This window comes from Ensifer adhaerens (assembly GCF_028993555.1).
In the GTDB taxonomy this organism is placed as follows: Bacteria; Pseudomonadota; Alphaproteobacteria; order Rhizobiales; family Rhizobiaceae; genus Ensifer; species Ensifer adhaerens_I.
This window is the reverse complement of sequence record NZ_CP118610.1, coordinates 2,791,699-2,818,143: the sequence shown is the minus strand read 5'-3', so window position 1 is coordinate 2,818,143 and position 26,445 is coordinate 2,791,699. Positions and strand designations below refer to the sequence as shown.

The 26,445-nt window shown below is 61.8% G+C and carries 25 protein-coding genes and 1 tRNA gene; 15 read left to right on the top strand and 11 right to left on the bottom strand.

What is annotated here, in order from left to right; all coding sequences use genetic code 11:
- Positions 1–45: 45 nt before the first annotated feature.
- Positions 46–1,320 carry an alpha/beta hydrolase gene (locus tag PWG15_RS13780; RefSeq protein WP_275020669.1) on the bottom strand — a complete coding sequence of 425 codons (1,275 nt, stop codon included), beginning with the start codon at positions 1,318–1,320 and terminating at the stop codon, positions 46–48.
- Positions 1,321–1,606: 286 nt separating this feature from the next.
- Between PWG15_RS13780 and PWG15_RS13775 the strand changes: the two genes are divergently transcribed.
- The 6 genes from PWG15_RS13775 to PWG15_RS13750 are packed head-to-tail and all read left to right on the top strand — an operon-like array spanning position 1,607 to position 7,991.
- Positions 1,607–2,662, top strand: coding sequence for a dipeptidase (locus tag PWG15_RS13775; RefSeq protein WP_275020667.1), 1,056 nt, complete (start codon positions 1,607–1,609; stop codon positions 2,660–2,662).
- Between the two features lie 49 nt (positions 2,663–2,711).
- Entirely contained in the window at positions 2,712–4,352 is a 1,641-nt protein-coding gene (locus tag PWG15_RS13770; RefSeq protein WP_275020666.1) for an ABC transporter substrate-binding protein, read from the top strand.
- Between the two features lie 42 nt (positions 4,353–4,394).
- Entirely contained in the window at positions 4,395–5,456 is a 1,062-nt protein-coding gene (locus PWG15_RS13765; protein WP_275020664.1) for an ABC transporter permease, read from the top strand.
- A 35-nt stretch (positions 5,457–5,491) separates the two neighbouring features.
- Positions 5,492–6,397, top strand: a complete 906-nt coding sequence (nikC, locus tag PWG15_RS13760; RefSeq protein WP_275024425.1) for a nickel transporter permease — start codon at positions 5,492–5,494, stop codon at positions 6,395–6,397.
- Positions 6,394–7,227, top strand: a complete 834-nt coding sequence (locus PWG15_RS13755) for an ABC transporter ATP-binding protein (protein WP_275020662.1) — start codon at positions 6,394–6,396, stop codon at positions 7,225–7,227. The genes nikC and PWG15_RS13755 overlap by 4 nt, the downstream gene beginning before the upstream one ends.
- On the top strand, positions 7,224–7,991 hold the full coding sequence (locus tag PWG15_RS13750; protein ID WP_275020660.1) for an ABC transporter ATP-binding protein: 768 nt from the start codon (positions 7,224–7,226) through the stop codon (positions 7,989–7,991). The genes PWG15_RS13755 and PWG15_RS13750 overlap by 4 nt, the downstream gene beginning before the upstream one ends.
- 179 nt (positions 7,992–8,170) lie before the next feature.
- On the opposite strand, the gene PWG15_RS13745 is transcribed toward PWG15_RS13750, so the two are convergent.
- The 4 genes from PWG15_RS13745 to rfbF form a co-directional block, all read right to left on the bottom strand.
- Positions 8,171–8,908 (bottom strand): glycosyltransferase family 2 protein, encoded by a 738-nt coding sequence (locus PWG15_RS13745; RefSeq protein WP_275020658.1) that lies wholly within the window; start codon positions 8,906–8,908, stop codon positions 8,171–8,173.
- A 180-nt stretch (positions 8,909–9,088) separates the two neighbouring features.
- Positions 9,089–10,321, bottom strand: coding sequence for a class I SAM-dependent methyltransferase (locus PWG15_RS13740; protein ID WP_275020656.1), 1,233 nt, complete (start codon positions 10,319–10,321; stop codon positions 9,089–9,091).
- Positions 10,322–10,329: 8 nt separating this feature from the next.
- Entirely contained in the window at positions 10,330–11,397 is a 1,068-nt protein-coding gene (rfbG, locus tag PWG15_RS13735; RefSeq protein ID WP_275020654.1) for a CDP-glucose 4,6-dehydratase, read from the bottom strand.
- Positions 11,394–12,161 (bottom strand): glucose-1-phosphate cytidylyltransferase, encoded by a 768-nt coding sequence (gene rfbF, locus PWG15_RS13730; RefSeq protein ID WP_275020652.1) that lies wholly within the window; start codon positions 12,159–12,161, stop codon positions 11,394–11,396. Before rfbF ends, rfbG begins: the two co-directional genes overlap by 4 nt.
- Positions 12,162–12,474: 313 nt before the next feature.
- Between rfbF and PWG15_RS13725 the strand changes: the two genes are divergently transcribed.
- Complete coding sequence (locus PWG15_RS13725; RefSeq protein WP_275020650.1) at positions 12,475–13,323, top strand: glycosyltransferase family 2 protein; 849 nt, start codon at positions 12,475–12,477, stop codon at positions 13,321–13,323.
- 53 nt (positions 13,324–13,376) lie between these two features.
- Here PWG15_RS13725 and rfbC read toward each other — a convergent pair whose 3' ends face one another.
- Positions 13,377–13,910, bottom strand: a complete 534-nt coding sequence (gene rfbC, locus PWG15_RS13720) for a dTDP-4-dehydrorhamnose 3,5-epimerase (protein WP_275020648.1) — start codon at positions 13,908–13,910, stop codon at positions 13,377–13,379.
- Positions 13,911–14,163: 253 nt separating this feature from the next.
- Between rfbC and PWG15_RS13715 the strand changes: the two genes are divergently transcribed.
- The 7 genes from PWG15_RS13715 to PWG15_RS13685 all read left to right on the top strand — a co-directional run bounded on the left by PWG15_RS13715 (position 14,164) and on the right by PWG15_RS13685 (position 19,704).
- Positions 14,164–14,991 (top strand): NAD-dependent epimerase/dehydratase family protein, encoded by an 828-nt coding sequence (locus PWG15_RS13715; RefSeq protein WP_275020646.1) that lies wholly within the window; start codon positions 14,164–14,166, stop codon positions 14,989–14,991.
- 23 nt (positions 14,992–15,014) lie between these two features.
- Positions 15,015–16,082: a class I SAM-dependent methyltransferase gene (locus PWG15_RS13710; RefSeq protein WP_275020643.1), complete on the top strand. Its 1,068-nt coding sequence runs from the start codon at positions 15,015–15,017 to the stop codon at positions 16,080–16,082.
- Positions 16,075–16,845, top strand: a complete 771-nt coding sequence (locus PWG15_RS13705) for a cephalosporin hydroxylase family protein (RefSeq protein ID WP_275020642.1) — start codon at positions 16,075–16,077, stop codon at positions 16,843–16,845. The genes PWG15_RS13710 and PWG15_RS13705 overlap by 8 nt, the downstream gene beginning before the upstream one ends.
- 209 nt (positions 16,846–17,054) lie before the next feature.
- Positions 17,055–17,525 (top strand): aminoacyl-tRNA deacylase, encoded by a 471-nt coding sequence (locus tag PWG15_RS13700; protein WP_275020639.1) that lies wholly within the window; start codon positions 17,055–17,057, stop codon positions 17,523–17,525.
- Between the two features lie 223 nt (positions 17,526–17,748).
- Positions 17,749–18,069 (top strand): hypothetical protein, encoded by a 321-nt coding sequence (locus PWG15_RS13695; protein ID WP_275020637.1) that lies wholly within the window; start codon positions 17,749–17,751, stop codon positions 18,067–18,069.
- A 406-nt stretch (positions 18,070–18,475) separates the two neighbouring features.
- Positions 18,476–19,153 carry a L,D-transpeptidase gene (locus PWG15_RS13690; RefSeq protein WP_275020635.1) on the top strand — a complete coding sequence of 226 codons (678 nt, stop codon included), beginning with the start codon at positions 18,476–18,478 and terminating at the stop codon, positions 19,151–19,153.
- Positions 19,150–19,704: an OmpA family protein gene (locus tag PWG15_RS13685; protein WP_275020634.1), complete on the top strand. Its 555-nt coding sequence runs from the start codon at positions 19,150–19,152 to the stop codon at positions 19,702–19,704. The genes PWG15_RS13690 and PWG15_RS13685 overlap by 4 nt, the downstream gene beginning before the upstream one ends.
- Before the next feature lie 480 nt (positions 19,705–20,184).
- Here the strand turns inward: PWG15_RS13685 and PWG15_RS13680 are convergent, their stop codons facing one another.
- From PWG15_RS13680 to xylF, 5 genes are all read right to left on the bottom strand, one after another.
- On the bottom strand, positions 20,185–20,880 hold the full coding sequence (locus PWG15_RS13680; RefSeq protein ID WP_275020632.1) for an alpha/beta fold hydrolase: 696 nt from the start codon (positions 20,878–20,880) through the stop codon (positions 20,185–20,187).
- 318 nt (positions 20,881–21,198) lie between these two features.
- A tRNA-Arg gene (locus PWG15_RS13675) sits at positions 21,199–21,275 on the bottom strand.
- Positions 21,276–21,472: 197 nt separating this feature from the next.
- Complete coding sequence (locus PWG15_RS13670; RefSeq protein ID WP_034793927.1) at positions 21,473–22,258, bottom strand: ATP-binding cassette domain-containing protein; 786 nt, start codon at positions 22,256–22,258, stop codon at positions 21,473–21,475.
- Positions 22,259–22,270: 12 nt separating this feature from the next.
- A complete protein-coding gene (locus PWG15_RS13665) occupies positions 22,271–23,596 on the bottom strand; it encodes a sugar ABC transporter permease (protein ID WP_275020620.1) in 1,326 nt (441 codons plus the stop codon).
- Positions 23,597–23,824: 228 nt separating this feature from the next.
- On the bottom strand, positions 23,825–24,862 hold the full coding sequence (gene xylF / locus PWG15_RS13660; RefSeq protein WP_275020618.1) for a D-xylose ABC transporter substrate-binding protein: 1,038 nt from the start codon (positions 24,860–24,862) through the stop codon (positions 23,825–23,827).
- 347 nt (positions 24,863–25,209) lie between these two features.
- Here xylF and PWG15_RS13655 point away from each other — a divergent pair, with 347 nt between their 5' ends.
- The gene (locus PWG15_RS13655; protein ID WP_275020616.1) at positions 25,210–26,424 is read left to right on the top strand and encodes an ROK family transcriptional regulator; all 1,215 of its coding nucleotides are present in this window, start codon (positions 25,210–25,212) and stop codon (positions 26,422–26,424) included.
- The last annotated feature ends 21 nt before the right edge of the window (positions 26,425–26,445 follow it).

Genomic DNA, 26,445 nt, shown 5'->3' with positions numbered 1-26,445 from the left:
TTGTAACACCTTGAACTGCTGCATTTGCGCAGCAGGGTCCGCACATCAGGGTGTTACGGTTGCGCCGACGGTGTTTTCCACCGACTGGCCGAGACGTCGCACTTGCTCGTTGTAATTCTTGCGGGTGTTGGGGTCGAAAATCATGATCGGCGTCGAGACTGCCAGGCTCGCCGCGCTGCCGACCGTCTGGGTGGCGCCGAGCGTGACGGCACCCAGGCGCTCGCCGAGCCCGACGTCGGAATCGGTCACGGTCTGGCCTGCGATCAGGCGGTTGCCGAGCAGGCGTACGACTTCCGGGCTTTCGGCGAACTTGCCGTGGTTCAGCTTGTCGCCGCCCTTCAGCGCCGTCAGGTCGATCACGCTGATGCCTGCCTGTTCCAGCTGCGTGCGGTAGGGCTCGGCGGTCGGATCGATCTGTCCGAGGCGGTCGACATTGCCGGAAATGCGCCTGGAGAGCGTCAGCGCCCGGTCGTCGCGCGACACGAACAGCGCGAACTTCGGGCGCTTTGCGCCCATGGCGCGGATCTGCTGGCCAAAGACATCGACGTCGAGATCGGGCGACGCCAGGATGACGTCGGTGATCTTGGGTGCAATGCGTCCATCGCGGATCGCCATCTGGCGTAGTGCCTCGACCGTCAGCCACGACCCCATGGAATGGGCCATGACGGTGATTTCGCCAACCTGCGGATTGCTCGACGCACGCCGAAGCAGTTCCTCCAGCGCGTCGCGCGAATAGTTGGTGCTTTCCTTGTCGTAGTTATAGTCGAAGATGCTGGCGCGCGAGGGCCAGGTGAAGATCACGGGTGCGACGTCCGTGCCGCTATCGTGCACGATCTGGGCAAAGCGGTAGACGGCGTCTTCGTAGCGGTTGTTGAAGCCGTGAACGAAGATCAGCACGCGCCGGGTCTTGGGAAGGTTGCCCTTCAGCCAGCTCTGAACGTCGTTGCCCTGTTTCAGCGGCGTGACGCTGACGGTCGAGAAGTCGCGCTCCGGATTGGCAGGAAGCTTCTTCGGCCATTGAACCTGCCCGACTTCGCGGTTCTTTTCCGGCGGGATCGAAACGACGATTTCCGTCAGCGAAAGTTCGTCTGACCGCTCGCCGCTGAAGAGCACGCCGGGTTCAGCAGAGGGAGCACGGGTCGTGGCGACCATCAGGTCGACCTCGGAGGCACCGCCCGTCGTTCCCGAGGGGACCAGCACGCCGACGGGGCGGCCGGCGCAGGCTGCAAGGGTTACCGCCAGAAGGAGTGTCGCGGCGATCCGGCCCCAATGCCCCTTCGGGCCTGCGAGAGAAAACGAACGCAGCAACCGACCCCCCATTGCCGCATCATGCGGCGCGACAGTTCGATCATCCGAACCGAGCCATCTCCTTGCATTAGAAATCGCATGTTTTCACCCCTTGGCGGACCTTCGGAGGTCCAGCACCCTGCGTTTGGCGGCGAGCCTGCGACAATCATGCAACATTTCGCTACAGGCAGGCCTGGGTAAAACCCCCTGATATTCATTGAAAAGGCTTTGGCCTTTTACTAGCATCGCGACAATCTTTCTTCGGGCGTGGCCGTAGGTGCCCCGTTCGATCTCCCTGAAATGATGAAGGAATTCAGGAATGCAGGCGGTTTTCGATGGCCACAATGACGTGCTTCTGCGCCTGTGGCAGAACGCCCGAAAGGGCTTTGATCCGGTGCGCGAGTTCGTCGACGGTATCGATCAGGGCCACATCGATGCACCCCGCGCCAAAGCGGGCGGCCTCATCGGCGGCATTTCGGCGATCTACGTCCCCTCGGGCGATCTGGTCCTGCAGACGCCGGATGAGAATGGTCACTACGAAACTCCGCTTTCTGCACCCCTCGAGCATCTGCCGTCGCTGGCGATTGCCGTGGAGCTCGCCGACATCGCCGTTCGCCTCGACCGGGCAGGGGCGTGGAAGCTCTGCCGCTCGACCGACGAGATCCGCGGTGCGGTCGAGGCCGGCGTCTTTGCTTCCGTCCTGCATATGGAAGGTTGCGAAGCGATCGGCGCTGATCTTTCGGCACTTGAAACCTTCTATGCCGCTGGACTGCGCTCGCTCGGTCCCGTCTGGAGCCGCCACAACGCCTTCGGCCATGGCGTGCCGTTCTCCTATCCGAAGTCGCCGGACACAGCACCGGGACTGACGGATGCAGGCTTCGAACTGGTGCGCGCCTGCAACCGGCTGGGCATCCTGATCGATCTCGCCCATATCACCGAAAAAGGGTTCTGGGACGTCGCGAAGACCACGCACCAGCCGCTGGTCGCCAGCCATTCGAACGCCCATGCACTGACAGCGGTTGCGCGCAACCTGACCGACAGACAGCTCGATGCCGTCCGGGAAAGCAAAGGGCTCGTCGGGCTCAACTATGCGACGACGATGCTGCGCGCCGATGGGCAGGAAAATGCCGCCACGCCGCTTTCCGACATGGTCCGCCATGTCGACTACATGGTCGAGCGCATGGGGATCGAATGCGTGGCGCTCGGATCGGATTTCGATGGCGCGACGATCCCTGAGGGGATCGCCGACGCTGCAGGTAGCCAGGCGCTCGTCGCTGCGCTGAGACGCGCCGGATATGGTGACGCCGAACTGGCAAAGATATGCCGGGAGAACTGGTGGAGAGTTCTGGGGCAGGCTTGGCACGAGGCCGCCTGAACCCATGAAGAAGGGGCCTGAAAGGGCGCAAACGAGGGAACTTACAAAAATGATGCACAAGCTCAATGGACGTCTTCGTCTTCTGACCGCTTCTGCGGCGCTGGCCATGGTGATGGCCGCGACCGCACCGGCGTTTGCCGAAACGCCGAAGGACACGCTGGTCGAGGCATTCGCGATCGACGACGTCATTTCCATGGATCCGGGCGAAGCCTTCGAGCTGACCGCGGCTGAAATCACCGGCAACACCTACAACATGCTGGTGCGGCTCGACATCAACGACACGACCAAGGTCGTCGGCGACCTCGCCGACAGCTGGACCGTGTCCGACGACGGCCTGACCTATACGTTCAAGCTGAAGTCCGGCCTGAAGTTTGCCTCCGGCAACCCGGTGACCGCCGAGGACGTCGCATGGTCGTTCGAGCGCGCCGTCAAGCTCGACAAGAGCCCGGCCTTCATCCTCACGCAGTTCGGCCTTAACGGCGACAACGTGACGGAAAAGGCCAAGGCTGCGGACGCGCAGACCTTCGTCTTCACCGTCGACCAGCCCTATGCACCGAGCTTCGTGCTCAACTGCCTGACAGCGACGGTAGGCGCCGTGCTCGACAAGAAGCTCGTGCTCGAAAACGTCAAGGCGGTCACGCCGAGCGACGACTTCAAGTACGACAACGACTTTGGCAATGAATGGCTGAAGACCGGTTATGCCGGTTCCGGCCCGTTCAAGCTGCGCGAATGGCGCGCCAACGAAGTCATCGTGCTTGAGCGCAATGACAACTACTACGGCGAACAGGCGAAACTCGCCCGCGTCATCTACCGCCACATGAAGGAAAGCTCGGGCCAGCGCCTGGCGCTCGAAGCGGGCGACATCGACGTTGCACGCAACCTCGAGCCGGGCGATTACGACGCCGTCGCGAAGAATGCCGACCTCGCCACGACGAATGCGCCGAAGGGCACGGTCTACTACATCAGCCTCAACCAGAAGAACGCCAACCTCGCCAAGCCGGAAGTGCGCGAAGCGTTCAAGTATCTGGTCGACTACGATGCAATCGGTTCGACCCTCATCAAGGGTATCGGCGAGATCCACCAGAGCTTCCTGCCGAAGGGCGTTCTGGGTGCTCTCGACGAGAACCCCTACAAGCTCGACGTTGCGAAGGCGAAGGAACTGCTGGCCAAAGCCGGCCTTGCCGACGGCTTCACCGTCACCATGGACGTTCGCAACGGCCAGCCGGTCACCGGCATTGCCGAATCCTTCCAGCAGACGCTTGGCCAGGCCGGCGTGAAGCTCGAAATCATCCCGGGCGACGGCAAGCAGACGCTGACGAAGTACCGCGCCCGTAACCACGACATGTATATCGGTCAGTGGGGCATGGACTATTTCGATCCGAATTCCAACGCCGAAACCTTCACCAGCAATCCCGACAATTCCGACGAAGGCAAGAACAAGACGCTCGCCTGGCGCAACGCCTGGGACGTTCCGGAGCTGACGAAGAAGACCAAGGACGCCCTGCTTGAGCGCGACAGCGCCAAGCGTGCCGAGACCTACAAGGAACTGCAGAAGACGGTGCTCGGCGAAAGCCCGTTCGTCATCATCTTCCAGCAGACCGAAGTCGCCGGCTATCGCGGCAACGTCAAGGGCCTGAAGCTCGGTCCGAGCTTCGACACCAACTTCGTCGCCGGTATCACAAAAGAATAAGCCGTCTCGAAGGAATAAACCGAAAGGATCGTTCCCTTGAGCATGAGCGGAACAGGGACCGTGGACGGGCGCAAACGCGCCCGTCCCGGCAAGATTGCGGCAGCCGTGCTGCGCTTTTTCGTGGTCGTCGTCACGACCTATCTCGGCCTCCTGGCCGTCACCTTTTTCATCGGCCGGGTGATCCCGATCGATCCGGTTCTGGCCGTCCTCGGCGACCGGGCGCCGACGCATGTCGTGGAAAGGACGCGCGAGGCGATGGGGCTGAACCTGCCCCTCTACCAACAGTTCTTCATTTATGTCCGTCAGGCGCTGACCGGTGATTTCGGCGTTTCGGTGCTGACGACCAATCCTGTCATGACCGACATCCGTCGGGTGTTTCCCGCGACGATGGAGCTTGCGACGCTCGGCACGCTCATCGGCGCGCTGATCGGCGTGCCGCTCGGGGTGCTTGCCGCCGTCAAGCGCGGCAGTATCGCCGACCAGATCGTGCGCGTCATCGGCCTTGTCGGCTATTCCGTGCCGATCTTCTGGCTGGCGCTTCTGTCGTTGCTCGTCTTCTATGCGCGGATGAAGTGGGTCGCCTATCCCGGCCGTATCGATATCGTCTTCGAATACACGTTCACGCCGATCACCGGCTTCTACCTGTTTGACGCGCTCTGGCAGCGGCAATGGGACGTGCTCTGGGATGTCTTCCGCCACATCATCCTGCCGGCTTCGCTGCTCGGCTATTTCTCGCTCGCCTATATCAGCCGCATGACCCGCAGCTTCATGCTCAACGAGCTGCAGCAGGAATACATCGTTGCGGCGCGCGCCAAGGGCCTGTCTGAGACCCGGATCATCTGGGGACATGCGCTCAGGAACGCTGCCGTGCCGCTCGTGACCGTCATCGCGCTCTCCTATGCCGGTCTGCTCGAAGGCTCGGTGCTGACCGAAACCGTGTTCGCCTGGCCGGGCCTCGGCCTCTACATCACCAACTCGCTGCAGAATGCCGACATGAACGCCGTGCTTGGCGGCACCATCATCATCGGTTCGGTCTTCATCGGCATCAATCTCCTGTCCGATCTTCTCTACCGGACGCTCGACCCGAGGACGCGCCAGCGATGAGCACCGTTACCCAGACACGTCCCCCGACACGACCCATGACGCGCCGCGAATGGCTGCTGTCCGATCGTCCGCAGTCGCGCACCCAGGCTCGCCTCGGCCGCGCCTACATGACCTGGCAGCGCTTCGCTGCCAACAAGCTCGCCGTTCTCGGCCTGCTCATACTCTTGGCGCTGGTCTTCGTTGCGGCCTTTGCGGATCTTCTCGCACCGCACTCGCCCTATATCGGCGATCTCGCCAATGCACGGCTGATGCCGCCGGGAACCCCCGGCTATCTGCTCGGCACCGATGATCTCGGCCGCGACATCCTCTCGCGGCTGATCCACGGATCGCGGCTGACGCTTGCCGTCGTGCTGCTCGTCGCTGTTATCGCCGCACCGATCGGCCTGATCGTCGGCGCGGTCGCCGGCTATGCCGGCGGCTGGGTCGATGCGGTGCTGATGCGCATCACCGACATCTTCCTCGCCTTCCCGAAGCTGGTCCTGGCGCTCGCTTTCGTCGCAGCGCTCGGGCCTGGCATCGAGAATGCCGTCATCGCGATCGCGATCACCTCCTGGCCGCCCTATGCGCGTATCGCCCGCGCCGAGACGCTGACGGTGCGCAACTCCGACTACATTTCGGCGGTGCAGCTCATGGGCGCGTCGCCCATTCGCATCGTCTTCCGTCACGTCATGCCGATGTGCATGTCGTCGCTGATCGTGCGTGTCACGCTCGACATGGCCGGCATCATCCTGACGGCGGCCGGCCTCGGCTTCCTCGGCCTCGGCGCACAGCCGCCGCTGCCGGAATGGGGCGCGATGATTGCGTCGGGCCGCCGCTTCATCCTCGACCAGTGGTGGGTTGCGACCATGCCCGGCATTGCGATCCTGATCGTCAGCCTCGGCTTCAACCTGCTCGGTGATGGCCTGCGCGATGCGCTCGATCCCCGGGAGAGCGGCCAATGAGTGCGCTTCTGAAGGTTGAAGACCTCAAGGTCTCGTTCCCGACCCGCACCGGCCTCGTCGAGGCCGTGCGCGGCGTCTCCTTCACGCTTGGCCGCGAACGTCTCGGCATCGTCGGCGAGAGCGGTTCCGGCAAGTCGCAGACGGGCCGGGCGATCATGGGGCTGACGCCAGGCCATGCACAGGTGACGGCAAAGCAACTCACCTTCGACGGCATCGATTTGCTTTCGGCATCGCCGAAGGTCCGTCGGGACCTCAGGGGGCAGCGTATCGCGATGATCCTGCAGGATCCGAAGTATTCGCTGAACCCGGTCATGAGCATCGGTCGGCAGATCGTCGAGACGCTCAGGCAGCATGAGAATGTCAGCCGCGGCGAAGCCCGGGAGAGGGCACTCGACATGCTGGCGGCGGTGCAGATCCGCGATCCGAAGCGTGTCTATGATCTCTATCCGCATGAGGTTTCGGGCGGCATGGGGCAGCGTGCGATGATCGCGATGATGCTGGTTGCCGGGCCGGAACTCCTGATCGCCGACGAACCGACTTCGGCGCTCGACGTGACAGTGCAGCTCGAAGTGCTTGGTATCCTCGACAAGCTGGTGGCCGAACGCGGCATGGGCCTGATCTTCGTGTCGCACGACCTGCGCCTGGTCTCGTCCTTCTGCGATCGGGTGATCGTCATGTATGCCGGCAGGATCGTCGAGGAACTGGCGGCGTCGGAACTCGCCAACGCCAAACATCCCTATACCCAAGGTTTGCTGAACTGCATGCCGGCGATCGGCTCCGATCGTCATCCGCTGCCGGTTCTCGACCGCAAGCCGGAGTGGGCACGATGACCTCAGCCGTTTCCGTTTCGAACCTCTCTGTCACCTATGACGAGTTCAAGGCGCTGAACGACGTCAGCGTCGAGATTGCGCCGGGCGAATCCTTCGGCCTCGTCGGTGAGTCCGGATCGGGCAAGTCGACATTGCTGCGGGCAATCGCAGGTCTGGCCCCGGTCACGGGCGGCACCATCCGGGTCCATGATCGTGTTCTCAAGGGGGCCAAGCGCGACAAGGCCTTCTATCGCGCCGTGCAGATGGTTTTCCAGGATCCCTATGGTTCGCTGCATCCGCGCCAGACGATCGACCGGCAATTGCTCGAACCCCTGGCGATCCACGGTGTTGCCGACGGCGAGCGCCGTATCCTGAAGGCGCTCGACGAGGTGGGGCTCGGATCCGGGTTCCGGTTCCGCTATCCGCACCAGCTCTCGGGCGGCCAGCGTCAGCGGGTCGCGATCGCTCGCGCGTTGATCCTCGAACCCTCGATCCTGCTTCTCGACGAACCGACCTCGGCGCTCGACGCTTCGGTTCAGGCGGAGGTGCTCAACCTGTTGGAACAGGTGCGGCGTGACCACAAGCTCACCTTCATCATGGTCAGCCACGACCTCGGCGTCGTCACCCATATGTGCGACCGGCTGGCAGTCATGCAGGGCGGGCGCGTCGTCGAGCACCTGTCGTCCGCGGATCTCGTCGCCGGGCGCATTGGCGAGGAGTATACGCGTAGCCTGATGGTGGCGAGCAAGGGCTTTCAGCGCAAGGACGCTGCCCCGGCCGTGTAACGGTACTACAGCGCCGCGCGTCTTATTAGACGCGCAAAGGTCGCTGTAGCACTTTGAATTGCTGCATGTTTTTATCCTGAAATCGAATGGGATTTCAGGAAACATGCAGTAGCGCAAGCGGGGCGACTGTCCCGCTTGCATGCACTTTCGGAAGGAACCGGCGCCTAGGTCAGGCGCGCTTACGCGCTCTGTCGCCAGACCGAGGTCGAGTTGGTGATCACCTTCTGGATGCGGCGTTTTTCGCGCCATTCCCGTCCGATGTCCTTGATGACAGGGCGGGCCTCAGGCGAGAAGATGTAGTTCCTGGACCGGGCGACGTAGGTTTCCATTGCCGGGTTGACGCCGGAATAGAACTGCTTCTCGGGGTCACGCGAAAAATCCATCAGCCCGGCGCAATGGCGCGCAAAACCGCCGCGAAGGATGGACGGAGACGTCGTGAATTTCGGGAAAGTGCGAAACAGCGGGATCTTGATCCCGAGGAGGCGCGCATACTCGTTTCGCCGGTGGAAGTGTCCCTTGCGACGGATATCCCAGTTCTGGTCTGCGGTATGGAACGACACCTGGGTGATCGCGGGGACGGCAAAGGGGGTCAGCAGATCTCCGTCCATTTCCCTCAGGGCGATCCAGTCGTCTTCGAGGTGGAAAATGTAGTCGGCGCTGGTTGCTGACCATAATCTCGCGACAGCCGCGCAGAAGCCCGGGGTCTCCGGTTGGAAGACGATGCCGTCGGGGAAGTGGCTGCGGAAGATCTCCACGCAAGCGCTCTGATCGTCGGGCGATCCGAAGACTGGGTCAAGGTTGAGATAGGCGCCGCGCAGCTCGAGCCTGAGAAAGATCTTGTCCCGGAAGCTGGCCAGCGTCTGGGCAAGCAGATCCGGTCGCCGGGTGGCGACAAGGCATAGGTCAATAGTGGACATTGCACCTCCTTGGGGTGCTGATTTGCAACTGTTGGAACCCACGCCGTCGCCGAGTTTCAATCGGAACACGTCAAATTTGGGGCAGACCAACCCAAGGCGATGAACATTGCGGATTTTCGCTTCCCGGCGTGGGGTCCGGGCGGAAGGATGTCCACATTTCCTCCGCCCGGCGCTGGGAAATCAGAAGATTTTCAGCTCCGGAATTGCAACGACGAACTGTCCACCCCAGGCGCGGATGGCAGCATTGTCCGCAACGATTTCCGTGGTCAGGTTCCACGGCAGGATGACGAGATAATCGGGCTTCGCAACCTGCAGGTGGGACGGGGCGTGCACCGGGATGTGGGTGCCCGGCAGCAGCTTGCCCTGCTTCAGATCGTTGCGGTCGACGGCGAAGGCAATGTCGCCCGGCTTCACGCCGCAGACATTGAGGAAAGTGTTTCCCTTGGCGGCGGCGCCATAGGCGGCCACCGTCTTGCCTTCGGCCTTGGCGCGCGCCAGGAACTCCTTGAACCCTTTGCAGACGGCGGCGATGCGGGCGTCGAAGGCAGCATAGGTTTCCATCCGCATCAGACCGGCAGCGGCTTCCTGTTCGCGGACGGCTTTGAGCCTTTCGGTTGCTTCGCGCGTGCCGGTGGCAAGCTGGGCAAAGACGCGCAACGAACCGCCGTGGGTCGTGAGTTCCTCGACGTCGAAGACCTTCAGGCCAGCGTTTGCGAAGATGCGTTCGACGGCGGCCAGCGACAGATACGAATAGTGTTCGTGGTAGATCGTGTCGAACTGCACGCCTTCCATGAGGCGCAGGAGATGCGGGAACTCGAACGTCGCCACGCCGTCGGGTTTCAACAGGATGGCAAAGCCGCCGACGAAATCGGCGATATCGGGCACATGCGCCAGCACGTTGTTGGCGGCGGTCAGATCGGCGCGGATGCCGCGATTGACGAGCGCTGTCGCGGTTTCCCGGCCGAAGAAGGCCACCTCGGTTGGAACCTTGCGGCCTTCGGCGATCCGTGCCGCATTGGCAGCGGGCTCGACGCCGAGCACGGGTACGCCCTTGGCGACGAAGTATTGCAGCAGGTAGCCGTCATTGGAGGCAACCTCGACGACCTGCGACGTATTGCCGAGTCCGAAACGCTCGGTCATGGTGTCGGCGTAGCGGCGGGCGTGCTCCAGCCAGCTTGTCGAGAACGACGAGAGATAGGCGTAGCCGTCGGTGAAGATCTCATCGGCCGGCACGGTTTCCGTCGTCTGCACCAGCAGGCATTCGGAACAGACCATCGCCTTCAGCGGAAATGCGCGTTCGCGCGCGATCGCTTCCTCTGTCGGCTCCAGGAACGAATTCGACCAGGGTGTCGATCCCAGATCGGCAACGACGGTCGTGAGCGGCGTGGAACAGAAACGGCAGTTGTGGGGCATCGAAGTCGTTAGCCTCTCATGAAAGCGTCGATTTGGCCGAGCGTCAGGTCGCGGGCGGAGCCACCACGACGCCAGCCGTCATACCAGTGCGCGGTCCAGGCGATCGCCTGATCCTGCGAGAGCCGCGCGGTCCAGGACAGGGTCTTCAGCGCAAGTGCGGGATCGAGGCCGAGCGTGTGCATCTCGCGGGGTTGATCTTCCGACGAGTTGTCTCGCCACTCCGTCGGCAGGCCCATGGCGGCCTGGATCGCGCCAGCGACATCGCGCACGGGGATCTGCCGCTCTGCAGGGGAGGGGCCGAAATTCAGCGACGCCTCATCGGTCCGGCGCTCGTGCAGTGCCTCGGCATAGACAAAGTAGCCGTTGAGGCAGTCGAGAACGTGTTGCCAGGGCCGGGTCGCCATCGGGCTGCGGATATCGAGCATCTCGCCCGAGAGTGCAGCTCTGACGATATCGGGGACCAGTCGGTCAACGGAGAAGTCTCCACCGCCCAGCACATTGCCGCCGCGGGCCGTCGCCACCCGGGTATCGCGCTCGCGCAGGAACGAATCCCGCCAGGTCGAAACGACCAGTTCGCAGGCCGCCTTCGAGCCGGAGTAGGGATCATGGCCGCCGAGCGCGGCATCTTCCGGAAAATGCCGGCCGCTTTCATCGTTACGGTAGACCTTGTCGGTGGTCACGACGACAATCGTCTTGACCGCGGGTGCCGTGCGGGCTGCCTCCAGCAGGCGTACCGTTCCCATGACGTTGACATCGAAGGTCTCGGCCGGAGTCCGGTAACTTTCGCGCACCAGCGGCTGGGCCGCCATGTGCAGGATGATTTCCGGGTCGAACTGTCGGATGGCCGTCGCGAGCTTATCGCCGTCGCGGATATCGTTGAGGTGTTCGCCTGCGGTTTCGCTCGGCCCGAGCAGGGCGTGCAGAGACGGCTCAGCGGCGGGCGGCAAGGCGTAACCGGCAACACGAGCGCCCATCTGGACCAGCCAGAGCCGCGCCCAGCTTCCCTTGAAACCGGTGTGGCCGGTCAGAAATACGCGTTTGCCTGCCCAGAAGGCGGGGTTGGCAAGCCGGCTCATGACCAGACTTTCCAGGGCGCCGAACCATGTTGCCAGAGTTCTTCGAGCTGGTTCTTGTCGCGCAGCGTGTCCATCGGTCGCCAGAAACCGTCATGCGCAAAGGCCATCAGTTGGCCATCACGGGCCAGGCCCTCGAGCGGGCCGGACTCGAACGCGACATGGTCGCCTTCGATGCGATCGAGCACCGAGCGATTGAGAACGAAGAAGCCGCCGTTGATGCGGCCGTTGTCGCCGGCCGGCTTTTCGATGAAGCTCTGAACCTTGTGGTCGCTGATAGCGAGCGCGCCGTAACGTCCCGGCGGAACGACGCTCGTGACGGTGGCGTCGCGGCCGTGGCTGCGGTGAAATTCGGTCAGGGCCTTGATGTCGACATTGGCAACACCGTCGCCATAGGTCAGGCAGAACGTATCGCCAAGATGGTCGGCGACGCGCTTCAATCGCCCGCCTGTCAAGGAATCCGTTCCGGTGTCCACCAGCGTCACGCGCCAGGGTTCGGCCTTGTTCGAATGAAACAGGGTCTCGCCCGTCGCCATGTCATAGGTGACATCCGACTGGTGCAGGACGTAGTTCGAGAAGTATTCCTTGATCATGTAGCCGCGATATCCGAGGCAGATCACGAAATCATTGAAGCCGTAGTGGCTGTAGATCTTCATGATGTGCCACAGGATCGGCCGGCCACCGATCTCGATCATCGGCTTGGGCCGGAGATGGCTTTCTTCGGAAATCCGCGTGCCGTAACCACCGGCAAGAATGACGACTTTCATGCAACTGCCTCATAGCCGCGCGTGCGGTGCGCACCACGCATTTCTCCGCTTGGGATACCCACGCCACCTTGCGCGGGGATGGGCCGCGTCACCTGGCAAGGCAGGTGATGGACCCGCGCGCGAACAGCAGACATTTGGCGCGACGGGCGAGCGGAAACGCCGGCGTTCAATGCACGATTTGGCCACCTAAATCAATTGCCCGATGTCGGCAGACTGATCCCGGTCGCTCGGCTCTCCGGGCCTTGCGCATTGCGTTTTGGTCGTGGCAGGTCTAGTCACCAACGGCCTAGACAAAAAATGGTGCAGACGGCCGATGACGACAGAGCAGGCAGAACTGGTGGTGGTCTTTCCCGTGTATAACGGCGCGAAGACCTTTTTGAAGAGCTTGGAATGTATCGCGAACCAGGACTTCGCTGCCTTTCGGGCAATCATCCTGGAGAACTGCTCAACCGACGATACCCTGTCCATAGCGCAGGCGTTCTGCGAGAAGGACAGTCGCTTTTCGGTTGTCCGGAATTCGGTCCATCTCAGCGCGCAGGACAACTTCACCAAGGCGTTTGAATTGGGTGCGGCCAGCGGGAAGTTCTTCTGTCTGCGCGCTTGCGACGATTTTTCGTCAGCCGATTTCCTGGGCGCGCTTGTGGGTGCATTGCGCCTGGACGAGGGCAGGATGCTGGCCGCCGGTTCGACCAAGGTCATCGGCAAGAGCACGCTGAAGATGAAACATCCTGCTTCGTCGGTTATTGATTTTCGAAGCTCTTATGAACAGGGGAAGGTGCCGCGAAACCTGACGTTCCCTGCAGAGTGGATCTATGGCGTCTTTCGTTCCGGTGCGCGCGACACCATAGTGAGGCGGTGGGTCGAATTGAACAATCCCTGGTGCTCCGCTTCCTATGTGCTCGCCGAGTTTATCGCCCGGGACCTTGTCGTCTACGTGTCCGGGCCAACCTATGATTTCGTCGAAGGCTCGGGATCCGAGCAAAAATATGGGGCGAAGGCGTTCCGCGACCGGCTGCAGCAGCGGCTGAAATACACGTTTGGATGCTACAAGCTTGTTCACATCCTCCCGAAAGCTGGCTTGCTGACCCGAATGAAGTTCTTCCGCATGTGCTGGAACGATGCGCGCCGGAAAACCCGCTACAAGCTCTTCTGGATATTCTAGAGCGCGGCGCGTTCATGCGAACGCGCTACGAATGCTCCAGGCGTAGAGAGCCGCTAGAGCAGAGGAAAGGCGCGATCGCGTTCCGACATCTGGGTGACTGCCAGCGGCCAGGAAATGCCAAGGCGTGGATCCAGCGGGTTGAGCCCGCCTTCCGCCTGTGGTGCGTAGGGCTTGTCATGCAGATAGATCAGTTCGCAGTTTTCGGTCAGCGTCTGGAAGCCATGCGCGAAGCCGCCGGGGATCATCAGGGAACGGGCATTCTCGGCGCTTAGAATTTCGCCATGCCACTGAAGATAGGTCGGAGAATCGGGCCTAATATCAACGGCGACGTCGAAAACGGCACCCGCTAGGCATGAAACCAGTTTCATTTCATCATGCGGTTGATGCTGGAAGTGCAATCCCCGTATGGCGCCCTTGATTTGGGTCTTCGTGTGATTGATCTGGGCGATCGTGCCGTTTTCACCAAATTCTGAAAGTTCCTCGCGGCAGAAGAAGCGCGAAAAGAAGCCGCGCTCATCACCCATCTGCTTTCGCTCGATAAGGGTCAGCCCGGCGAGCGGGGTGGGAATACGATTGAACCGAGTCATGTGTCCGGGCGTCCTTTGCCTGATGTCAGAGAGAGAGAGAGAGAGAGAGAGAGAGAGAGAGAGAGAGAGAGAGAGAGCGCCATATGTTCATAGCGACGATGCATCGCGGTTGAAATGGGGGCGGCGGAAAGCCCCGAACAAGCTACTTCTCATATTTGTCCGTCCAAAGCCCGTAGAAACCGTTTGCGAAACAGCGCGCGCGGGGCTTAGAACGCGCGGAACGTTGGGCGTTGCCGGGAAGGGATGGCAAGCATTGGCAAGTAAGGTCCTTGTGACGGGCGTCACCGGTTTCGTTGGCCGCCACGTCCTGCACCAATTGGCGGAACGCGGAGTGAGTGTCACTGCCATAGTGCGGGAGGGCAAGGAACCGCTGGTGAGCGGGCTGTCGGGGCTCGATCGCATCGTGTCGAGCAAATCCCTCTTCGCGGAAGCCGACGAATGGTGGCTGGACGCGCTCAAGGGCATCGATACGGTCATTCATCTCGCCTGGTACGTCGAAGCGGGGAAGTATCTCGTGGCTCCAGAAAATCTGGAATGCCTTACTGGAACGCTCAGGATGGCGAAATGCGCGGCCGCAAGCGGCGTTCGCCGGTTTGTCGGCATCGGCACGTGTTTCGAATATGACCTTGCCGCGGGTCTCCTTTCGACCGATACACCCTTGAAGCCGACGACGCCCTATGCCGGCGCCAAGGCCGCAGCGTACATGGCGCTGTCGCAGTGGCTGCCACAGAACGAGGTCGAATTCGCGTGGTGCCGGCTGTTCTATCTCTATGGGGAAGGGGAGGATGAACGGCGTTTTGTTCCCTATCTCAGAAACGCGCTCGCCGCCGGGCGTCAGGCAGATCTGACGCAGGGACATCAGGTTCGCGATTTTCTCGATGTGCGCGAGGCGGCAAAGATGATTGTCGATACCGCGGCCGGCGATCACCAGGGGGCTGTCAATATCTGCTCCGGCGTGCCGGTCACCATCCGCGAGTTTGCGACAAGAATTGCCGACGAGTATGGTAGAAGGGATCTCCTGAATTTTGGTGGGAGGCCCGAAAACCTGGTCGATCCCCCATATCTGGTGGGGGTCAGGTGAGGCATATGGCTAAGGAAGCAGGCATGACTTCGACAGAGACGGTGCGGTTGTTGTACGAGCAGCAAGGGTTGCCGATTTTTCAGAACAGAATGTACGACACGGCGGAAGAGGCCATTGCTTCGCCGCGCGGTGATATGCGGCTCGTCGAGGATCTCAAATCCGGGCTCGTTCGCAACGACGCCTTTCGACCGGAGTTGATGATCTACGATACCAACTACCAGAACGAACAGGGCGTCAGCCCACTGTTTCGAAAGCATCTCGATGATGTCGCGGCCATCATTCACGACACGATGGGCGATAAGGAACTGGTGGAAGTCGGCTGCGGCAAGGGGCTCTTCCTGGAGTTGCTCTTGGAGCAGGGCGTCGATATCACCGGTTTCGACCCGGCCTATGAAGGCAGCAACCCGCGTGTTCGCCGCGAGTACTTCCAGCCCGGAAGCGGCATCGAGGCGAAGGGTCTGATCCTCAGGCATGTCCTTGAACACATCCCGAACCCGGTTTCGTTTCTCGAACAGTTGAAACAGGCCAATGGCGGGGGAGGAAAGATCTACATCGAAGTGCCCTGCTTTGACTGGATCTGCAACAATCGCGCCTGGTTCGACATCTTCTACGAACACGTCAATTACTTCCGGCTGTCCGATTTCCATCGGATGTTCGGAAAGGTCGTTTCGAGCGGGCGGATCTTCGGCGGGCAGTATCTTTTCGTGGTTGCGGAACTCGATTCGCTGCGGCAGCCGATGCTGGACGAAAACGATCGTGCCCAGCTGCCCGCGGATTTCACGCGCAAGCTCGACGCGATCGGTGGCTCAGAAGCTGAACCGGCAGTCATCTGGGGTGGCGCTTCGAAAGGCGTCATCTTCTCGCTGCTGCGCATGCGGGCGGGCCTGCTGGTCAAGGCGGTCATTGACATCAATCCGGCAAAGCAGGGAAAATACCTGCCCCTGACCGGGCTCAAGGTCCTTTCTCCGGGCGAGGCGCTTCCGACGCTGCCGAAGGGATCCAACATCTACGTGATGAACCGCAATTACATCGATGAAATAAGAACCATGTCAGATAACGCATTTGCTTATGTAGGGGTCGACCATGACTGAATTCCAAAACGAGATGGCCGGCCGGATCTCGGCGATCGCCGAGAACCGTGCGCTCAATGAGAGCGCGGCGGATTTTCTTCGCCAATCCATAGGTCCCAAGTACTCCTACAATTTCCACTGGATGGGCCGGCCGATCATCCAGTACCCGCAGGACATGGTGGCGATGCAGGAGATCATCTGGGCAACGCGGCCCGATCTGGTGATCGAGACGGGAATTGCCCATGGCGGCTCGCTCATCCTCAGCGCCTCCATGCTCGCGCTGCTCGATATGCAGGATGCGATCGAGGCGGGAACGTCGTTCGATCCGCGCCAGTCTTCCAGGAAGGTCCTGGGCATCGACATCGATATCCGCGAGCACAACCGGGCGGCAATCGAGGCGCATCCGATGGCGTCCCGGATCGAGATGATCCAGGGCTCGAGCATTGCGCAGGAGGTTATCGACCAGGTCAAGGCTTTCGCAAAGCCCTACTCGCGTATCCTCGTCTGCCTCGACAGCAACCATACGCATGACCACGTTCTCGCCGAGCTGGAAGCCTACGCTCCGCTGACGAGCGTCGGCAGCTATTGTGTCGTCTTCGATACCGTTGTTGAGGATCTGCCTTCCGAAGCCTATCCCGATCGGTCATGGGGCAAGGGCGACAATCCGAAAACGGCCGTATGGAAGTATCTGGAAACGCATCCCGAATTCGAGATCGACCACTCTATCGACCAGAAACTGATGATCACGGTTGCGCCCGATGGCTTCCTGAAGCGTCGGGCGTAGGTCGCGCGTCCACAATAGTTTGCCCATCAAGGGCAGGTTGAGCACCCACGTCTGAGGACGTGGGTGTTTTACGTTCGGCGGGTCCGCTGGCGACTGGTGCCGATGGTGGCGGTGCGCCGTGATCGGGGGCGGGGCATCCCTCGTTGACTTCATGGTGGATGGGAGGACAATGATCTTTCCGCGCCACCACGGAAGAAGGGGTGTCGACGATGACAATCGCCAGAAAACTTCAAGACTATATCGATGGTGCGGGTGTCGCCTATGACACCGTCGCCCATCATCGCACAGCCACCACCAGCCAGACGGCGAGAGCGGCACATGTGCCCGGCAGCAGGCTTGCCAAATCCGTGGTCGTGCACCACGAGATGGGCTACGTGCTCGCCGTCGTGCCGAGCACGCACCGGGTTGAGCTCTCCACCTTGCAGGACGTGATGGACCGACGGCTCGGCCTCGCTTCGGAAGAGGAGGTTTGTAACCTCTTCGCCGATTGCGACATCGGCGCGGTGCCGCCCGTCGGATCGGCCTATGACGTGCCGGTGTTGCTCGACGAAAGTCTGGGCGACGTCAACGACGTCTACTTCGAAGGCGGCGACCACAGGACGCTGGTGCACATGAGCGGATCGAACTTCCGCAACCTGATGAAGGGTGCGCAGATCGCCCGCTTCAGCCACCCGGCCTGACCGCCGCTCAGAGAATTTGCCAGGCCGATGGTTCGCCGGCGGCGGCGTCCGCGCGCCGTTCTTCCGAGCCGGAGATGGCCGCCAACCTGCGGTCGAGCGTTGCCGCGTTCGAGCGCAGTCTGCCGGGCTTGTCAAAGCGGGAGCTTGGCGTCACCATCATGTTCGACGGAAACCTTATCTATACCGAGTTGGGGGATCGATGGTGCGCATACGCTCTGCGAGAATGTCCAAGTCTCTGACGGTACTGCTGGTTGCAGCCAGCGCTCAGGCTTTCGGATCCGTTGCCCTCGCGGAGGGCAATCTGTTCGATCAGTTTCCGTTCGCTGTCGCCTGCGAATACAAGGGCACGCAGCATGCCTTTTACCTCTCGAAGGTAACGGCCGATGGCACGGCGACCTATATGGCCTCGGACAACTTCGCCGGGACGATTACCTTGAGCGGGGCGGCGAAGGCCGTTGGCACCGAACAGGGTGGAAGTTGCCTTGGCAAGACTCTCGAAGAACTGAGAACATCGGGCCAGGCGCGCGACATCCGGGCCAACTAGGGCAGCACTCGGCATCGCGCCTATTGCACGCGACGTGATCGATAACCGCTGCCTTGGCTCACCCAAGATGCTGCGAGGGAGATGTCCCAAATGCGGGCACCCATTATCGGGGCAATCGACAATAGCCACTGTGCTATCGCTGCGAATACTGTGAAGAACCAATCGGTTATGGCGCATTCGCAAGTCTCACATGCCGGTGTTGCTCATGGGGCGACCGAACCGGGGATAGATCTCATCTTCCAGACCTGCGGAGCAGGCAAAATCGCGAGATGATCTACAACTATCGGCGAAACGCTTCTTGCAGAACAGTCACTGAAAGAATCGGTATCTGATAATTTTCCGTTGTGGCAAATGAAAAATCTGATTTACTGCGGCTCGCTGCTTGGCTTTTCGGGGGATATTGCCGATGGAATGCACCCGCAGGGATATTATGCTTGGTGGTTTGGCGCTGCTTGGCGCCGGCGCAGCCCAGAAACCGGTCTTCGCTGCCGCGTCGTCCTATTTTTCCGGCCCTGCCGTCGACAATGGCGTGACCTACCGCAGTACCAATTTTACCAAGATCGACCCGAAGTGGCGGCGCCAGGTCGTCAAGTATTTCAGCAGCGAGCCGATCGGCACCGTCGTCGTTGATACGCGGCATCACTTTCTCTACCTGATCATGGAGAACAAGACGGCCATCCGTTATGGGGTTGGCGTCGGGAAAGAGGGCTTCAAGTGGTACGGCCGCGCTACCATCGACCGTAAATCGCTCTGGCCGCGCTGGACCCCGCCGCCGGAGATGCGCGAACGCCACCCCGAGTTGCCTGAATTCGTGGACGGCGGTTCGCCTAAGAACCCGCTTGGACCGCGCGCCATGTATCTGCTTCGCGACGGCGTCGATACCGGCTACCGCTTCCACGGCACGCTGGAGCCGGGCAGCATCGGCAAGGATGCCTCCAGCGGCTGCATCCGCATGTTCAACGAAGATGCGATCGATCTTTACCAGCGTTGCCCGATCGGTACCGCCGTTCAGGTCCTGCCGCACATTGCCGACAAGGCCCCCGAGGTCAGCCAAGCAACTCCGGTCGCAACTCCGGTCGAATGAGGAATATCACCTTGAAGCCTGCTATGACCGGACTGACGAGGCTGCTTTCCGCTGCCGCCATTCTGCTGGCGCTGACCGCCTGCAACACCACCGAAATTGCCGCCGTCGAAGAGCCGGCTGCGGTGCCGATGACCGGAAAAACGGACGATCCGGCGCCGGGCTTCGAGACTGTCTCGGCCGGCACCGAAGAGGATTTCATCCTCAATGTCGGCCGCCGAACCTACTTCACGCAGGACTCTGCTGCGCTCGATCCTGTCGCCAAGGCAACCCTGGACAAGCAGGCGATCTGGCTGAACAGCAACCCGCGCTGGCTCGTCAAGCTGCAGGGCTTTTCCGACGACAGCGGATCCGCATCAAAGATGACGACGTTGTCGCAGCAGCGCGCCGATGCGGCGATGGCCTATCTTGCCTCGAAGGGTGTGGACCCCAACCGGATGTGGGCCAAGGGGTATGGAAACGACCGCGAGGTGCGCGACTGCACGGAGCGCTCCTGCAAGGTGCAGAACCGCCGCGTCGTCTCCAATCTGCGCACGGAGCGCGACGCGCTCTGATCGCGCGTCGCCTCGGCGTCTCTCCGCGAGCTGAAGTTGGACCCTTCGCGTTCATGGCAAGGGCTTGAGGGACAGGTGGGCCGTTCGCTATTGAACGGCAGTTGCCTGTGACCAGACCACCACCCATTGCCCGTCTCTGCATTCATACGTGTCCGTGTGCCAATAGGCACTGAGCGGCGCTTTGTTCGCGCCGAAGATCACTTCAAACTTGCGCGCGATAGCGGATCACGGCGCAGTCTCCGTGCAGCCGCACAGCGATGGTTTTGGGCTCCCAATGCAAGTGGTTGATATGTCCGACTGCGATCGCGCCCCGGCGTAGCGCTGGAAGACGGAAAGCCGCTGTTCATGCGCATCCTGAGGGCGGCTACAGCCACTCCCCGAAGCGCCGTCCAAACTCTTGGAAATACGGGCGCCGTCATTCGACGGCGCCCGCTTGACTGGCCCAGTGCCTGTCAAAAATCGAACGGAACGGCAGGCAGACTATCCGGCCGATCGCTGCACACCGTCGGCGGCCTCGCGGATCACCTCGTAGACGCGGCGGGGTTGAGACAGCATCGGGACGTGGCTGGAGGCCAGTTCCGTCACCTTTGCATTCATGCGCTTGGCGAGGAAGCGTTGAAGGTCGGGCTGGACTGTCCGGTCCTCGCTACCGACGATGTAGTATGTCGGCTTTGTTTTCCACGCCGCACCCGGAACGGGTTGATCGAACAGGTCCGCCAGCGGCCCCATCTGCGTGGCCCATACGAGCTTCTGTTCCGCTTCAGGCAGATCTCCGGCGAATTCCGGGATACCCGAAGGACGAAGAAACAGCCGGCCGTCTGCCAGCTCGATATGCTGGAAGACTGGGGTCTGGGGGAATTTCGTCTGGTCGGCCGCCGTCGTTTCACCGTTCTCCGGTGCCAGTGCGCAGATATAGACGAGTGCCTTGACACGATCATCGGTGCCCGAAGCGGTGATGACGGTGCCTCCATAGGAATGTCCGACCAGGACCACCGGGCCGTGCACACGGCCCAGCGATGTCCGCACCGCCGCGGCGTCGTCGGCAACGGTGTTCAAATGGTTTTGTGTCGCGATCGCTTCATAGCCGTCGGCAACCAGCAGTTCGATGACCTTGCTGAAACAGGATCCGTCGGCCCACAGGCCATGTGCGAAGACAATGCTGGGTCTATTTGGCATGCCACACCTCCAGGGGAAGCTGCTTTCCCGAACGACATCCGTATGTTCGGCTGGCAGGTCAGGAACGGGCGCACGAGCTTTCTGCTGGAAGCTCGGTCCGCGAGTTTAAGCCGCTGCGGATGTTTTTCAAACTTGCTATTTCGGGCGAAGTGATCGGCGGCGAGCTATTGCCTTCGCATGGAACAAACGCGACGCGTTCAAGACGATTAATGGACCGATACGACGAATGCCGCCGAGTATCGCGTTCCATGCGACAACGAATTCTTGTCGGCGTGGCCCAACATAACGGATCGCAGGAAATCGTAGATTCGACGGAAATGGCGCACCCGACAGGATTCGAACCTGTGACCTTTGGAATCGGAATCCAACACTCTATCCAGCTGAGCTACGGGTGCATCCGTTGGCGGCAAGGCCGCCGAAGCAGGCTGTGAAGCGGTTCATAGCTTAGCTTTGGCGCCGCATCAATGGTGAAATGGCGGAGTTCGCAGGGGAATTTGCAGTTGTTGCCGAAAATGCAACCGCTCGCCCGGCTTTGCCGTTTCGTGGAAAACGCTCGGCGGCGGGCCGTTGAGGTGCGCCGCCGAGTTTAGGTTCAGGCGACCTGCATGGCGCCGGGGCCGGGGATCGCCTTTGGCGGCACCTTGCCCATGATGATCATGCCGAGCACCTCGTCCTTGGTGACGTCCTCGGTGCGGGCCTGGCCGACGACCTGGCCGTTCTTCATGACCGACACGCGGTCGGCGAGGTCGAAGACGTCGTGGATGTCGTGGCTGATCAGGAAGATGCCGATGCCTTCGCGCTTCAGCTGCTTGATGAGATCGCCGACCTGCGCGGTTTCCTGCGGCCCGAGCGCTGCCGTCGGCTCGTCCATGATCAGGATGCGGGCATCAAAGAGGATCGCGCGGGCGATCGCCACCGATTGCCGCTGACCGCCCGAAAGCGCCTTCACCGGTTCCTTGAAGCGCTGGAAGTTGGGGTTGAGGCGCCCCATCACTTCGCGGGCCTTGGCCTCCATCGCCACGTCGTCGAGCGTGCCCCAGGGGGTCCTGAGCTCGCGGCCGAGATAGAGGTTGGCGGCGGCGTCGACATTATCGGCGACGGCGAGCGTCTGGTAGATCGTCTCGATGCCGTATTTCTTGGCGTCGCGCGGGTTGTTGATGTCGGCAGCCTCGCCATTGATCAGGATCTCGCCGGCATCGCGCTTGTAGGCGCCCGAGAGGATCTTGATCAGCGTCGACTTGCCGGCGCCGTTGTGGCCGAGAAGCGCCACGACCTCACCAGGGTAGAGATCGACGGAGGCGTTGTCGACGGCGTGGATGCCGCCGAAGGAGATGGAAATGTTCTTCATTTCCACAAGTGGAGTGCGTTGGTCTTTCATGGATCGTACTCCTTACTTGGCGCGGGCGCGGTAGATGGTGTCGAGCCAGACGGCAACGACGAGGACCACGCCGACGACGATGCGCTGGAACGGACTGTCGATCCCCAGGAGCACCATGCCCGACTGTAGTGATTGCATGACGAGCGCACCGATCATGGCGCCGGCAATCGTGCCGACACCGCCGGCAAGCGAGGTGCCGCCGATGACCGCAGCGGCGATCGTGTAAAGTTCGTCAAGTTCGCCTTGCGCATTGGTCGCCGCATTGAGGCGGGCGGTCGAGATTGCCGCAGCGATGGCGCAGAGAATGCCCATCAGCGTGAAGATCTTGACGGTGACCCAGCGCGTCTTGATGCCGGCGAGTTCTGCTGCTTCGGGGTTGCCGCCGAGAGCAAAGACGTAGCGGCCGAAGCGCAGACGCGTCGCGATGAAGGTCATGACGATGCCGACGGCGATGGCGACCAGCACCGGAATGGCGATGCCGTGCGAGATCTGCAGTCCGCCGTCCGGCCAGGCGATGCCGTTGGCGTCGGCGTATTTGCGGGCGATGTTGGTCGGCCAATAGTAGTGGTTGGCAACCGAGATCGCGCCGAGCACAAGCACGCAGCCGAGGATCGACAGGAAGTATTCCGCCCAGACCGGGCGCAGCGGGAAGCCGAAGCGCTTGCGCTGCTTGCGCGAGTTGAGGATGGCGCCGACGATGGCGACGCAGGCGAGGATGCCGACGATCCAGCTGGCCGTGGCGCCGATCGAGCCTTCGGTGCCGCCGCCCATGAGGCGGAAGGTGGCGTTCATCGGCGCAACCGTCTGGCCGCTGGTCACGAACCAGGTGGCGCCGCGCCAGACGAGCAGGCCGCCGAGCGTGACGATGAAGGCGGGCACGTTGAGGAAGGCGATGATCGAGCCCTGCAGCGCGCCGATGGCAGCACCGACGGCGATGCCGCAGGCAAGCGTGATGATCCAGATCGCCGGATGTTCGAGGCCTAAGAACTGCGGCAGGAATTTCACCTGCATGACGCCCATGACCATGCCGCAGAAGCCGAGCACGGAGCCGACGGAGAGGTCGATGTTGCGGGTGACGATGATCAGCACCATGCCGGTCGCCATCACGGCGACGGAGGAGGTCTGAACCGTCAGGTTCCACAGGTTGCGCGGCGTCAGGAACAGGCCGCCGGTCATGATCTGAAAGCCGACCCAGATGATGACGAGAGCGCCGACCATGCCGAGCAGCCGGGTGTCGATTTCGGTTGCGCGGAAGAACCGCTTCACCGGGTTTTCGTCCGCGACACGGGCACGGTTTGCCTGTGCACTCTGTGTCTTGCCTTGTGTGATGTCGGCCATGGACGTGCCTTCCCCCCACTTATGTTGTTGATGTCGTCGCGCCAGGTGGCACCAAGAGCCGAAAGAGACGCGACAAGTCCGGTGCGACGGCAAAAGCCGAGCGTTTCCCTTAAGCTGCGGCGGTCGCGCATGCGGCATTGTCCGCCGCGTCACCACCTTGTGCAAGCGCCGCAACGGGGTGCGTTGCGGCGCTTGTCTCAGCTCAGCGCTTGATTTTGCCGATGCGGCTTACTTGCAAGCCGCCACGTCGCCCTTGACGCCCTGGCAGGCTTCCGCCTTGGAGATCCAGCCCGCGTCGATGACGACGTTCAGGTTGTCCTTGGTGATCGGCAACGGTGCGAGGAAGACCGACTGCATGGCCACGCCCTTCGGTCCGCCGTTGAAGGTGGTGACGCCGGCGACTTCTTCCATCTTCTTGCCGCCGGCAAGTTCGACGGCGACTTCGGCTGCGCGCTTGCCGAGTTCACGTGAGTCCTTCCAGACCGAGACGGTCTGCGTGCCGAGTGCCACGCGGTTCAGCGCTGCCTTGTCGGCGTCCTGGCCCGAAACCGGAACGGAGCCGGCGAGGCCCTGTGCATCGAGGGCAGCGATTGCGCCGCCGGCGGTGCCGTCGTTGGACGCGACGACCGCATCGACGTTGTTGTCGTTGGCGGTCAGGAACTGCTCCATGTTCTTCTGGGCGTTCTCCGGCTTCCAGCCATCGGTATAGGCTTCGCCTACATTCTTGATCTTGCCGGCGTCGACGGCTTCCTTCAGCACTTCCATCTGTCCGGAGAACAGGAAGTCGGCGTTCGGGTCGGCAGACGAGCCCTTGATGAAGACGTAGTTGCCTTCCGGCTTCACCTTGAACACTTCGCGGGCCTGCATGCGGCCCACTTCCTTGTTGTCGAAGGTGATGTAGAAAGCGGCCGGGTTTTCGATCAGGCGGTCGTAGCCGACGACCGGAATGCCTTCGGCGGCGGCCTTTTCGATTGCCGGGCCGATGGCGTCGCTGTCCTGGGCAAGAACGATCAGGGCGTTGGCGCCCTGGGCGATCAGCGACTCGATGTCGGTCAGCTGCTTGGCGGCGGACGACTGTGCATCAGCGGAGATGTACTTGTCGCCGGACGCTTCGAGTGCGGCCTTGATGGCGGCTTCGTCGGTTTTCCAGCGCTCTTCCTGGAAGTTGGACCAGGAAACGCCGACGACCAGGTCCTTTGCCTGGGCAACGGAATGCAGGGAAACGATGACGGCAACGCCTGCCATCAGCTTCAAAACGGATTTCATTTCATCCTCCCGAGTGAGGGCCGGCCGAGCGTGCGAACCTCCCGCACCATCCTTGGCCAGCCTTGCAACGCTGTCGTAGATCGTGCCGCTAGATCGTGCGGAATTATTTTCTCGACAGTCGAGAAAATGAATGTCATGGATTTTTGAGGCTGTCAACACGGCGTGAACGCGGTGGTTGCGGCATCAACAAGGGGCTTTGCGGGCGGTCGCGTCCGTGGTTTCTCGACCGTCGAGAAAATCGGTGCCACAAGGCTGTCGACAAGGCCGTGCGTGCCTTGTCTTGCCGCTCAACAGATGCTTTGGGAGGGGCATGTGTTCGAAGGATCCGCCACTGACAGGGACGTCTCATGCTGACCAAGTCCAGCACTGAGCTCGTGCGCCAGCAAAACAGCGCGCTGGTCCTTGCGGCGCTCAGGCGCGCCGGCAATCTTTCCCATACGGAAATCTCGGCGGAAACCGGGCTCGCCTCAGCGACCGTCTCGGCAATCACGGCCGAGCTGGAAAAAGCAGGAATACTCGCCAAGGCCGAGCAACAGGTTCAGGGCGGGCGAGGGCGGCCACGGGTGCTTTTTACGCCGCGCCGGGACCATGGCCATCTCGTCGTCGTCAGGATCTCGTCCGATATCGTGCAGTACTCCCTGATCGATTACGGTGGCACGCTTCTCGACCGCTTCGACGAAACCCGAAATCACGACGAGCGCGGCACGGTCCCCTTCGCCCGCGCATTCGTGGATGCGCTCGAACGTCTGCTGCAGCGTTCACGGCTGGAGCGGGATCGCGTGCTCGCCGTATCGATCAGCAGCAAGGGACTGGTCGATAACGAGGCCGCACGGCTTCTGTGGTCGCCGGTCTTTGGGCGGGAAGAACTGGACTTCAGCGCACTGCTCGCACCGCAATGGCGGGCGAAAGTCATGCTGAGCAACGAGACGCTGCTGGTTGCGCAGGCGCTTGCAGCGCAAGCCGAGCGCAAGCCGGAGGGCGCCTTCAGGGCGCTTGCGGCGATCTCCCTCGGTCATAGCATCGGCCTTGGCGTTGCCCGCAAGAGCCAGAGCGGCGAGATGGATGTAAGCGCGCCGAACTTCGGTCATATGCTGCACGCGCCGTCGGCCGGCCTTTGCCGCTGCGGCGCCTATGGCTGCATCGAGGCGGCGGCCGGCTTCTATGGAATTCTGCGTGCCGCCTTCGAGGTGCCGGCCGATACCATTCCCGCCAAATTCGTTCCGGTCGCCGAACTCGACAAGATTGCTGCGAGTGCCCGGCAGGGTCACCGCATGGCCGGTTACGCATTCCGCCAGGCGGGCATCGCGCTCGGCAACGGCATCTCGCGTATGCTGAGCCTTTACGAGCGCATGCCTGTGCACGTTACCGGGCCTGGCATCCGCTATTTTGATCTCATGCTTCCGGGGATCGAGGAGGGACTTGCGCAGTCCATGCAAGTCCGTCTCCAGGGCGCTCCCGAAATATCGGTCGTGCTCGACGAACAACGCCTCGTCTTCGAGGGGCATCTGGAGCGGGCGCTGGGCGTGATCGACGCCGATGTCGCCGCCACCGGCCATTCTTGACGCACGGGCGAGGTGCATCGT